This is a genomic window from Pseudomonas sp. NY15463, from assembly GCF_048068415.1.
In the GTDB taxonomy this organism is placed as follows: Bacteria; Pseudomonadota; Gammaproteobacteria; order Pseudomonadales; family Pseudomonadaceae; genus Aquipseudomonas; species Aquipseudomonas mosselii_C.
On record NZ_JBLUQD010000002.1, the window covers coordinates 687,578 to 699,271 of the forward strand.

Annotated in this window: 11 protein-coding genes, 1 tRNA gene and 1 pseudogene; all 13 read left to right on the forward strand. The window is 63.1% G+C overall.

The genetic code is table 11. From position 1 onward, the window contains the following. The first annotated feature begins 169 nt into the window (after positions 1–169). Complete coding sequence (locus ACNFIC_RS07310; RefSeq protein ID WP_138219008.1) at positions 170–1,891, forward strand: tetratricopeptide repeat protein; 1,722 nt, start codon at positions 170–172, stop codon at positions 1,889–1,891. 3 nt (positions 1,892–1,894) lie between these two features. Beyond that, a complete protein-coding gene (gene lolB / locus ACNFIC_RS07315; RefSeq protein WP_138219009.1) occupies positions 1,895–2,515 on the forward strand; it encodes a lipoprotein insertase outer membrane protein LolB in 621 nt (206 codons plus the stop codon). A gap of 4 nt (positions 2,516–2,519) precedes the next feature. Beyond that, the gene (gene ispE / locus ACNFIC_RS07320) at positions 2,520–3,380 is read left to right on the forward strand and encodes a 4-(cytidine 5'-diphospho)-2-C-methyl-D-erythritol kinase (RefSeq protein ID WP_138219010.1); all 861 of its coding nucleotides are present in this window, start codon (positions 2,520–2,522) and stop codon (positions 3,378–3,380) included. A gap of 19 nt (positions 3,381–3,399) precedes the next feature. After that, a tRNA-Gln gene (locus tag ACNFIC_RS07325) sits at positions 3,400–3,474 on the forward strand. Between the two features lie 45 nt (positions 3,475–3,519). Beyond that, positions 3,520–4,461: a ribose-phosphate pyrophosphokinase gene (locus tag ACNFIC_RS07330; RefSeq protein WP_016391678.1), complete on the forward strand. Its 942-nt coding sequence runs from the start codon at positions 3,520–3,522 to the stop codon at positions 4,459–4,461. A gap of 123 nt (positions 4,462–4,584) precedes the next feature. After that, positions 4,585–5,181, forward strand: coding sequence for a 50S ribosomal protein L25/general stress protein Ctc (locus tag ACNFIC_RS07335; protein ID WP_138219011.1), 597 nt, complete (start codon positions 4,585–4,587; stop codon positions 5,179–5,181). A gap of 79 nt (positions 5,182–5,260) precedes the next feature. Then, positions 5,261–5,845: an aminoacyl-tRNA hydrolase gene (pth, locus tag ACNFIC_RS07340; RefSeq protein ID WP_416780559.1), complete on the forward strand. Its 585-nt coding sequence runs from the start codon at positions 5,261–5,263 to the stop codon at positions 5,843–5,845. Between the two features lie 23 nt (positions 5,846–5,868). Continuing rightward, on the forward strand, positions 5,869–6,969 hold the full coding sequence (ychF, locus tag ACNFIC_RS07345) for a redox-regulated ATPase YchF (protein ID WP_138219013.1): 1,101 nt from the start codon (positions 5,869–5,871) through the stop codon (positions 6,967–6,969). Between the two features lie 232 nt (positions 6,970–7,201). After that, positions 7,202–7,591: a YybH family protein gene (locus ACNFIC_RS07350; RefSeq protein WP_138219014.1), complete on the forward strand. Its 390-nt coding sequence runs from the start codon at positions 7,202–7,204 to the stop codon at positions 7,589–7,591. A gap of 86 nt (positions 7,592–7,677) precedes the next feature. Next, positions 7,678–9,177 (forward strand): purine-cytosine permease family protein, encoded by a 1,500-nt coding sequence (locus ACNFIC_RS07355; protein WP_138219015.1) that lies wholly within the window; start codon positions 7,678–7,680, stop codon positions 9,175–9,177. Positions 9,178–9,190: 13 nt separating this feature from the next. Next, a complete protein-coding gene (locus tag ACNFIC_RS07360) occupies positions 9,191–10,621 on the forward strand; it encodes an aldehyde dehydrogenase family protein (protein WP_416780562.1) in 1,431 nt (476 codons plus the stop codon). A gap of 471 nt (positions 10,622–11,092) precedes the next feature. Then, entirely contained in the window at positions 11,093–11,347 is a 255-nt protein-coding gene (locus ACNFIC_RS07365; RefSeq protein WP_416780564.1) for a hypothetical protein, read from the forward strand. A 121-nt stretch (positions 11,348–11,468) separates the two neighbouring features. After that, positions 11,469–11,600, forward strand: a pseudogene (locus ACNFIC_RS07370) (DUF3422 family protein); the annotation flags it as partial. Positions 11,601–11,694 lie beyond the last annotated feature (94 nt).

Sequence of the window (11,694 nt, forward strand, 5' to 3'; positions counted from 1 at the left end):
TCAAACGATTCACCCACACGTAGCAAGCGGCTTCGCAGGGGCAGTGCCCCGGAACCTCCCCCTGCTCACGATGGTCGCAATTAACCAGATGCTGCGCGGGTGGGTTTGCCACGGCGCTTGTGTCATCATGCTCCGACCGCCGGCTGAGCCCTTCTATTAAGCCTCTTTTATGAACAAATCCTACGCATTGTTGCTTGCCCTCGCCCTGCTCCAGGGTTGCCAGAGCCTGGCCCCGAAGACGGACGCCCAGCCGCCCGCCGATGCCGCCGGCAAAAGCGCGGAAAAGCCCGTGGTGTATGGCTCGTTCAAACAGGACACCCTGTACAGCCTGCTGGTAGCGGAGCTGGCCGGCCAGCGCAACCGCTTCGACATCGCCTTGGCCAATTACGCCGACCAGGCGGAAAAAACCCAGGACCCAGGGGTTTCCGAGCGTGCCTATCGCATCGCCGAATACCTGGGTGCCGACGAACCTGCACTGGACACCGCGCTGATCTGGGCCCGCAACGACCCGGACAACCTCGACGCACAGCGCGCCGCCGCCATCCAACTGGCCCGCGCCGGTCGCTATGACGATTCCATGACCTACATGGAAAAGGTCTTGCAAGGTCAGGGCGACACGCATTTCGACTTCCTCGCCCTGTCTGCCGCCGAAACCGACCAGAGCACCCGCGACGGTCTGATGCAGAGCTTCGAGCGCCTGCTCAAGAAGTACCCTGACAACGGCCAGCTGGTGTTTGGCAAGGCGCTGCTACTGAACCAGGACAATAAGCCCGAGCAGGCCCTGGAGCTGCTTGAAGCCCATCCGCCGCAAAACGGTGAGATCGCCCCGATTCTGCTGCGCGCACGCCTGCTGCAAACCCTCGACCGCGGCCCCGAGGCCCTGCCCCTGCTGCGCGGTGCGATTCGCGACAACCCCGACGACAAGCGCCTGCGCATCACCTATGCGCGCACACTGGTCGAGCAGGACCGTATCGACGACGCCAAGGCCGAGTTCGAAAGCCTGCTGCAGCAATACCCTGAAGACGACGAAATTCGTTACTCGCTGGCCCTGGTGTGCATGGAAACCAAGCACTGGGACGAAGCCGAGGGCTACCTGCAGGAAATGGTCGAGCGCGACGCCAACACCGATGCTGCCCACTTCAACCTTGGCCGCATCCGCGAAGAACGCAGCCTGCCAGCTGCCGCCCTGCGCGAATACGCACTGGTCGGCGCCGGGCCAGACTACCTGCCAGCACAACTGCGCCAGGCCGATATCCTGATTGCCAACGGCCGCAGCGCCGAGGCCTCGCGACTGCTCGCCGAAGCCCGCGAAGCCCAGCCCGACTACGCCATCCAGCTGTACCTGATCGAGGCCGAAAGCCTGGGTAACAACGGCAAGGAGGCCGAGGCCGACCATGTGCTGCAACAGGCGATCAAACGCTATCCCGACGACCTGAACCTGCTCTATACCCGCGCCATGCTTGCCGAAAAACGCGACGACTTGCCGGAAATGGAGAAGGACCTGCGCGCAATCATCGCTCGCGAGCCAGAGAACGCCATGGCCCTCAACGCCCTGGGCTACACCCTGGCCGACCGCACCACCCGCTACGCCGAGGCCAAGGCCCTGATCGACAAGGCCCACCAACTCACCCCGGACGATCCGGCTGTGCTCGACAGCCTGGGCTGGGTCAACTACCGCATGGGCAAGCTCGACGAGGCCGAGCGCCTGTTGCGCCAAGCCTACGAGCGCTTCCCCGACCACGAAGTCGCAGCCCACCTGGGCGAGGTGCTGTGGGCCAATGGCAAGCGCCGCGAAGCCCGCCAGTTCTGGGCCAAAGGCTTTGAAGCGCAACCCGACAGCCCCATCCTGCGCAAGACCTTGTTGCGCCTGACCGGATCCGAGAGCCTGTAAACCATGTTCCTGCGTCATTGCATCACCTTCACCCTCATCGCCTTGCTGGCCGGTTGCGCCGGTTTCGGCACCCAGGAGGCCGTGCGCGGCCACGGCGACCCGCAACTGTGGCGTGCACACAAGCAGCAATTGAGCACGCTCGATGGCTGGCAGATCAGCGGCAAGGTCGGCATCCGTGCCCCCCGCGACTCCGGTAGCGGAACGCTGTTCTGGCTGCAACGCCAGGACTACTACGATATCCGCCTGGCCGGACCGCTCGGCCGTGGCGCCGCGCGCCTGACTGGCCGCCCCGGCGCGGGTGTCACGCTGGAAGTCGCCAACCAGGGCCGCTACGAAGCGGCGAGCCCCGAAGCGCTGCTCGAAGAACAACTCGGCTGGCGCCTGCCGGTGTCGCACCTGGTATGGTGGGTCCGCGGCCTGCCGGCCCCGGACAGCAAGAGCCAACTGACGCTGGACAACGACAGTCGCCTGGCCGCACTGACCCAGGATGGCTGGCAGGTCGAGTACCTCAGCTATAAAGAGCAGAATGGTTACTGGCTGCCCGAACGCCTGAAGCTGCACGGCGAAAACCTCGATGTGACCGTGGTAGTCAAGGACTGGCAGCCGCGTCAGTTGGGGCATTGATACGATGCAGAAACTGGTACTCCCCGCCCCGGCCAAGCTCAACCTGTGGCTGCACATCACCGGTAGGCGCCCGGACGGCTACCATGAGCTGGAGACGGTGTTCCAGTTCCTCGACCACGCCGACGAGCTGAGCTTCGCCCTGCGTGAAGACGGCCAGATCCGCCTGAATACCGAGATCGACGGCGTGCCCCACGACAGCAACCTGATCGTGCGCGCCGCGCGCACCTTGCAGGCGCAGTCAGGCACGGCATTGGGGGCCGACATCTGGTTGCACAAGATCCTGCCCATGGGCGGCGGCATCGGTGGCGGCAGCTCCGACGCCGCAACCACCCTGGTGGCACTGGCCCACCTGTGGCAACTGGACTGGGACGAAGATCGTCTGGCCGCCCTCGGGCTTGCCCTGGGTGCCGACGTGCCGGTGTTCGTACGTGGTTTTGCAGCGTTCGCCCAAGGCGTCGGCGAGCAACTTACCCCGGTCGAGCCCGCCGAGCCTTGGTACGTCGTGCTGGTGCCGCAAGTGTCTGTCAGCACAGCGGAAATTTTTTCGCATCCAGAGTTGACACGTGATTCCCTCCCCCTTAAGATGCGCCCCGTTCCCGAGGGAAACAGTCGAAATGACTGCCAACCGGTGGTAGAGCAACGTTATCCAGAAGTTCGCAATGCGCTGAATTCACTGGGCAAATATACGGAAGCTCGAATGACCGGCACTGGAAGTTGTGTGTTTGGGGCCTTCCCAAGCAAAGCCGAAGCTGATAGAGTTCTGGCCCTTCTTTCAGAGACCCAAACAGGGTTTGTGGCAAAAGGAAGCAATATTTCGATGTTGCATCGCAAGCTGCAAAGTCTGATCAAGAAGTCGAGCGCCTAGCGTTCGCAGCAACAGATACAGGGGCGTCGCCAAGCGGTAAGGCAGCAGGTTTTGATCCTGCCATGCGTTGGTTCGAATCCAGCCGCCCCTGCCATTTCTTATACTCATCCAGGTTACCCTCAGCCTTCAGGTACTGCGCGTGTCCAAGATGATGGTCTTCACGGGGAATGCAAACCCCGATCTGGCTCGGCGTGTAGTACGTCAGCTGCATATTCCACTGGGTGATGTTTCTGTCGGTAAGTTCTCCGACGGCGAAATCAGTGCTGAAATCAACGAAAACGTTCGTGGTAAGGACGTCTTCATCATTCAGCCAACCTGTGCCCCTACCAACGACAATCTGATGGAACTGGTAGTGATGGCCGACGCCTTCCGCCGCTCCTCAGCGTCGCGAATCACCGCCGTGATTCCTTACTTCGGATACGCCCGCCAGGACCGCCGTCCGCGTTCGGCACGTGTAGCCATCAGCGCCAAAGTCGTCGCTGACATGCTCACTGTCGTGGGTATCGACCGTGTACTCACCGTCGACCTGCACGCTGACCAGATCCAGGGTTTCTTCGATATCCCGGTCGACAACATCTACGGCTCGCCCGTACTGGTCGACGATATCGAGGACCAGCGTTTCGAGAACCTGATGATCGTCTCCCCGGACATCGGTGGCGTGGTACGTGCGCGTGCCGTCGCCAAGTCCCTGGGTGTTGATCTCGGGATCATCGACAAACGTCGCGAAAAGGCCAACCACTCCGAGGTGATGCACATCATCGGCGACGTCGAAGGGCGCACCTGCATCCTGGTAGACGACATGGTCGACACCGCGGGGACTCTGTGCCACGCGGCCAAAGCCCTGAAAGAACACGGCGCTGCCAAGGTTTACGCCTATTGCACGCACCCTGTCCTGTCGGGCCGCGCGATCGAGAACATCGAGAAGTCGGTACTGGACGAGCTGGTGGTGACCAACACCGTTCCGCTGTCCGCCGCTGCTCAAGCCTGTGACCGTATCCGCCAGCTGGATATCGCACCGGTTGTCGCTGAGGCGGTACGCCGCATCAGCAACGAAGAATCGATCAGTGCGATGTTCCGCTAAGCGGAACACCGGCTGACGAAAAGCGCCCCGCCCCAACACTGGTTGTTGGGGCGGGGCTTTTTTGCCATCCCCGCCTGGCGCTGGTCGCAAACGCCTTGCGGGAGGCTAATTTGGAGAAACAAAATGACTGACTTCATCCTGAACGCCCAAGCGCGTACTGACCTGGGGAAAGGTGCGAGCCGCCGCCTGCGTCACTCCGCGAGCATCCCTGCCGTTGTATACGGTGGCGATAAAGAAGCCCAATCCCTGACCATCGTGGCCAAGGAAATCGCCAAGCTGTTCGAAAACGAAGCGGCCTTCAGCCACGTGATCGAACTGAACGTCGACGGCGCCAAGCAAAACGTCGTGGTCAAGGCCATGCAGCGTCACCCGGCCAAAGGCTTCATCATGCACGCCGACTTCGTTCGCGTCGTTGCTGGCCAGAAGCTGACCGCCAAGGTTCCAGTTCACTTCGTCGGTGAAGAAGCTCCGGTCAAGAAAGGCGGCGAAGTTTCGCACGTCGTTTCCGAGATCGAAGTGTCCTGCGAAGCCAAGGACCTGCCTGAGTTCATCGAAGTCGACCTGTCCAAGGCCGAAATTGGCACCATCATCCACCTGTCGGACCTGAAAGCGCCGAAAGGCGTAGAGTTCGTCGCTCTGGCCCACGGTGATGACAAAGCGGTTGCCAACGTCCACGCCCCGCGCGTAGCCGCTGACGCTGAAGAAGGCGCTGCCGAGTAATCCACTCGCACGCCGGTGTTGATCGGGTTACAGTGCCGCGCGCACGGTAACCCACCAACTCCAAGGAAGAGCCCCTGACGTGACCGCCATCCAGTTGATCGTCGGCCTGGGTAACCCCGGCCCCGAATACGAACAGACCCGGCATAACGCAGGGGCTCTTTTCGTTGAACGCATTGCCAGCGCGCAGCGTGTCTCGCTGTCCGCTGATAAAAAGTATTTCGGCCTGACGGCTAAGTTCAGCCATCAGGGCAACGACGTTCGTTTGTTGATACCCACCACCTACATGAACCGCAGCGGCCAGTCCGTGGCGGCCTTGGCGAATTTTTTCCGGATCAAACCGGACGCCATCCTGGTGGCCCACGACGAACTCGACCTGCCTCCAGGCGTCGCCAAGCTCAAAAAGGGCGGCGGGCATGGCGGGCATAACGGCCTGCGCGACATCATCGCGCAGCTCGGCAACCAGAACGACTTCCACCGCCTGCGGCTTGGCATCGGCCACCCGGGCGACGCCAAACTGGTCTCCAACTTCGTCCTGGGTCGTGCGCCGCACGCCGAACAGGAGAAGCTCGACGCCAGCATCGATTTTGCCCTCGGCGTGCTGCCGGACGTGCTCGCAGGCGACTTCGCCAAGGCGATGCGCGAGCTGCACAGCCAGAAGGCCTGACATCTCTACAAAGGGGAATTCCCATGGGTTTCAATTGCGGCATCGTCGGCCTGCCCAACGTCGGCAAGTCCACCCTGTTCAACGCCCTGACCAAGTCCGGTATCGCGGCGGAGAACTTCCCCTTCTGCACCATCGAACCGAACAGCGGCATCGTGCCGATGCCCGACGCGCGTCTGGCTGCACTGGCCGAGATCGTCAAGCCTAACCGCATCCTGCCGACCACCATGGAGTTCGTCGACATCGCCGGCCTAGTAGCCGGTGCCTCCAAGGGTGAAGGCCTGGGCAACAAGTTCCTCGCCAACATCCGCGAGACCGATGCCATCGCCCATGTGGTGCGCTGCTTCGAAGACGAGAACGTAATCCACGTCTCCAACAGCGTCGACCCCAAGCGCGACATCGAGATCATCGACCTCGAACTGATCTTCGCCGACCTCGACAGCTGCGAAAAACAACTGCAGAAAGTCGCGCGCAACGCCAAGGGCGGTGACAAGGACGCCCTGGCACAGAAAGCCATCCTCGAGCAGCTCATCCCGCACTTCACTGAAGGCAAGCCTGCGCGCAGCCTGATGAAGCACATGAGCGCCGACGAGAAGGCCGTGATCCGTGGCTTCCACCTGCTGACCAGCAAGCCGGTCATGTACATCGCCAACGTTGCCGAAGACGGCTTCGAGAACAACCCGCACCTGGACGTGGTCAAGGCCATTGCCGAGGAAGAAGGCGCGGTCGTGGTGCCGGTGTGCAACAAGATCGAAGCCGAAATCGCCGAGCTGGACGACGGTGAAGAGAAAGACATGTTCCTCGAAGCCCTGGGCCTGGAAGAGCCTGGCCTGAACCGCGTGATCCGCGCCGGCTACGAGCTGCTGAACCTGCAAACCTACTTCACCGCAGGCGTACAGGAAGTCCGCGCCTGGACCGTGCGCGTCGGCGCCACTGCGCCACAAGCCGCAGGCGTGATCCACACCGACTTCGAAAAAGGCTTCATCCGCGCCGAAGTGGTGGCCTACGACGACTTCATCCAGTTCAAGGGTGAAAGCGGTGCCAAGGAAGCCGGCAAATGGCGCCTGGAAGGCAAGGACTACATCGTCAAGGACGGTGACGTCATGCACTTCCGCTTCAACGTCTGATCAACGCCGAAGCCGTTGTCGAACAAAACCCCTCGGGCTCGCGCCCGAGGGGTTTTGTGTTTTTGGGACCGTCCCACGCTGGCCGCTCAAGCCGCACGGTGATGCCCAGCTCACGGTCACCGCATCAGTTCACAATTTCCTGAACTGATTATTTGCCCCTAGCGATTTTTCCCATCTGCGCCCCCCACCAGAATCGCTTCACCACAATCACAAGAACCGTGAGGCCACTCCCGTGGACCAGACACTTCAGGTACGCCAGGCCGCCGCCGACCTGGTTGCTGCTTTCGCCAGCAACGACACCGCACGCTACTTCGCCTGCTTCAGCGAAGACGCCACCTTCCTCTTCCACACCTTGCCGCACCCTCTGCTGTCTCGCCGCGCCTACGAAGAGGTCTGGGCCGGCTGGCAGGCCGAAGGTTTTGCCGTGCTCGGCTGTACGTCCAGCAACGTGAAGGTGAGCGTGCAGGGCGAGGTGGCGATCTTCATGCACGACGTAGCCACACGCCTGCGTGTCGGCGGCGAAGAGCTGGCGCTGAACGAGCGCGAAACCATCGTGTTCCGCCTGTGCGGCGAGCGCTGGCTGGCGTGCCACGAGCACCTGTCGGTCGTATCGCCAGCCTGACCCTTTGAAACGCGGCCCTGCCGCACTGCCATCGCACCCACAACAAGGCCTGCCACAGGCCGACAACACACGCGCTGGAGCACCCCATGAGCCACTCGACCGGTATCGAGACCAATGGCGTCGAACAGATCCCTGACGATCAACGCGATGCCTCCCCCCTGGACCTGTTCCGCCTGATCTTCGGCGGCGCCAACACCTTCGCCACCGCCGTGCTCGGCAGCTTCCCGGTATTGTTCGGGCTGTCGTTCCAGGCCGGGGTCTGGGCAATTCTGCTGGGGGTCGGCATCGGCGCGCTGATCCTCGCGCCGATGGGCCTGTTCGGCGCCCTCAACGGCACCAACAACGCCGTGTCCTCAGGCGCGCACTTCGGCGTACATGGGCGTATCGTCGGCTCGTTCCTGTCACTGCTGACCGCCGTGGCGTTCTTCTCGCTGTCGGTATGGAGTTCGGGCGACGCCCTGGTCGGCGGAGCCAAGCGCCTGGTCGGCCTACCGGAAACCGACCTCACCCTGGGCCTGGCCTACGGCCTGTTCGCCGTCCTGGTGCTGGTGGTGTGCATCTTTGGTTTCCGCTTCATGCTGTGGGTGAACAAGATCGCTGTGTGGGCGTCGAGCCTGCTGTTCCTGCTGGGCATCGTGGCCTTTGCCGGGCCGTTCGATGCAGGCTTCGCCGGCAGCGTCAACCTCGGCCAGGCGGGCTTCTGGGCGGCGTTCGTGGGTGCAGCGCTGCTGGCCATGAGCAACCCCGTATCGTTCGGCGCCTTTCTCGGCGACTGGTCGCGTTACATCCCGCGCGCCACGCCCAAGCGGCGCATCATGCTGGCGGTGATCGCCGCCCAGGCCGCCACGCTGATCCCGTTCCTGTTCGGCCTGTGCACCGCCACCTTGGTGGCCAGCCAGGCGCCGGACTACATTGCCGCCAACAACTACGTGGGCGGGCTTCTGGCGGTTTCGCCAGGCTGGTTCTTCCTGCCGGTGTGCCTGATCGCGGTGATCGGCGGCATGTCCACCGGCACCACCGCGCTGTACGGCACGGGCCTGGACATGTCCAGCGTGTTCCCGCGCCTGCTCAGCCGCGCCGCCGCCACCCTGCTGATCGGCGTGCTGGCCATCGGTTTCATTTTCATCGGTCGATTCACCTTCAACCTGGTGCAGAGCGTGTCGACCTTCGCCGTGCTGATCATCACCTGCACCAGCCCGTGGATGGTGATCATGATCCTCGGCCTGATTACCCGCCGCGGCTTCTACCATGCCGACGACTTGCAAGTGTTCACTCGCGGCCAGCAAGGCGGGCATTACTGGTTCAGTCACGGCTGGAACTGGCGCGGCATGGGCGCATGGATCCCCAGCGCAGCGATCGGCCTGTGCTTCGTCAACCTGCCGGGGCAGTTCGTCGGCCCGTTGGGCGAGCTGGCCGGGGGTATCGACCTGAGCCTGCCAGTCACCTTGGGTATCGCCGGCGTGCTGTACCTGATCCTGCTCAACCTGTTCCCTGAACCCGCTGGCGTGTATGGCCCCAACGGCCCGCGCTGGGTGCGCTGCAAACGCGTGCCCGTCAAGCCTGTGACCACGGCCGAAATGGCCTGATTGGAATCTGTTCATGACCACTCCTCACTACATCGACGGCCGTTGGGTCGAAGGCCAGGGCAACGACTGCATCGTTGTCCACAACCCCGCTGACGGTCAGCCGTTCGCCGAACTGATGGCCGCCAGTAGCGCCCAGGTCGATCAGGCCGTAGCCGCCGCGCGCCGCGCCCTGGCCAGTTGGAAGCAGGTCAGCGCCGCCGAGCGCGCCGCCTACCTGCGGGGTTTCGCTGAACAGCTCGGCCAGCGCCGCGAGGCCCTGATCGCCCTGCAAATGCGCAACAACGGCAAACCGCGCCACGAGGCCGAGATCGACCTGGACGACGCCATCGCCACCTTCGCCTACTACGCCGAGCTGGCCGAGCAACTGCCGGCCAAGAACCGCGACGTGCCCCTGGCCGCCGCAGGTTTCAGCGCGCGCACCCGCTTGGAGCCGGTGGGCGTGGTCGGCCTGATCGTGCCGTGGAACTTCCCGCTGGTGACCAGCGCCTGGAAGCTCGCCCCGGCCCTGGCCGCTGGCTGCACCGTGGTGCTCAAGCCTTCCGAGGTAACCCCGCTGATCGAGCAGGTCTACGGCCAGATCGCCGAGCAGCTGGGCCTGCCCGGTGGCGTGCTGAACATCGTCAATGGCAAAGCCGAGACCGGCGCCGCCCTAAGCGGCCACAGCGGCCTGGACAAGCTCTCGTTCACCGGCAGCAACGGCGTCGGCAGCCAGGTGATGCGCGCCGCCGCCGCGCAGTGCCGCCCGGTGACCCTGGAGCTGGGCGGTAAGTCGGCAATCGTGGTGTTCGACGACTGCGACGTGGATCAGGCGGTGGAGTGGATCGTCGCCGGCATCACGTGGAACGCCGGGCAAATGTGCTCGGCCACCTCTCGGCTGCTGGTCCAAGAAGGTATCGCCGAGACCCTGCTAGCACGCCTGCAAGCTGCGCTGGAGCAACTGCGGGTAGGCAACCCGCTGGTCGAAGAAGTGGACATGGGCCCGCTGACCAGCCAGGCGCAATGGCTCAAGGTGGCCAGCTATTTCGCCACCGCTCGCGAAGAAGGCTTGCAGTGCCTGGCAGGCGGCACATCGCTGGACCGCAATGGCTGGTTCGTCAGCCCGACGCTGTACGTGGATGTACCAACGAGCAGCCGCCTGTGGAACGAAGAGATCTTCGGCCCCGTGCTGTGCGCCCGGCGTTTTGCCACTGAAGCCGAAGCGATTGCCCAGACCAACGACAGCCGCTTCGGGTTGGTGGCCACGGTTTGCTCTGCCGACCTGGAACGTGCCGAGCGCGTGGCCGATGCGCTGGAGGTGGGGCATGTGTGGATCAACTCGATCCAGGCGGTATTCGTCGAGACCTCGTGGGGCGGCACCAAGGGCAGTGGTATCGGCCGCGAGCTTGGGCCTTGGGGGCTTTCGGGGTATCAGTCGGTGAAGCATGTGACGCGGTGTTTGGGGTGAGTTTGTAGGTATTCCTTTCACGGGCTCGGGGAGACCGGCAGGTGTTCGCCGAAAGGGTTTAGGCGCCTGTGAGATCGAGCGCCGCGCGGGCGGCGCTCGATCTCACAGGCGATGCAAGGCTATCGACGAACACAGGGTCGGTCGGTGGCAAATCAGACCTAGCTGTCAGACATTTCCGAACCCGCAACAAAGTGCTTCAAAGCTAGATCGCTTGGGAATTACCCTACGCGCGCTGCCGACGTGTCTGAATTGTCGAAAACCACCAGCAGGACTAACTTCCCCGAGTCGCCGTTTCGGCGACCGGGTGTGAGAGCCTGATATCTGGTTTGCAGCCTTTGCGGCAGCTGTACGCGGGCAGGATTCGTCCTGGCCGGGTTCCCAGGTCTCCGGTCTCTCACCCCGCGTCCAGCTGCCACCCAATCCTGTGAGAGGGATCAGCGTGCAGCTCCTGACCAATCTGGGAGATTCACAATGGAAAAGTTTGTACCCGATTCATCACCACCAACATCCCCAAACCGCCCCTTCTACACCATCAACGACGACATGCCCGCCCCCGAGGCACTGGTCCACGCTATCCAACTGATGCGCGGCATCGAAGACACCCTCGACGAATACTGCTGCGCCATGGCCGGCGAACCCGGCCTGGGCATGCTGGTCAACGCCGCGCGCAATGTGCAGATGGGGCGGGCACTGGCCGAACATGCGTTGAAACGCAACGGCGGCTGATCCACACGCACGCCACCCGAGGGAGCAGGCCGCTCTCTCGATCGATCCGGTGATTTTTCCCCCTTGCCGCAGAGTCCCACTTCCTGGCAGCCCAATAATCACAAGACCAGGCCGAACCTCCATGCACCCTCAACGTATCGCCCGGCACACAGAACTGCACGCCCGCCCGTCGCTGTACTTCGACGGCCCGGCCCATGTGTTTCACCTCGCCCTACTCGGCGGCCATGCTGCCTGCCAGGCGCTGCTGCCCCGAAGCGCCCGCCGCGATGCGGCGCAGGTGATCAACTCGGTGCTGGTGCTGCTGGTGATCCTGCTGAGGATCCACAAAGCCAAGCAGCACTGATCAC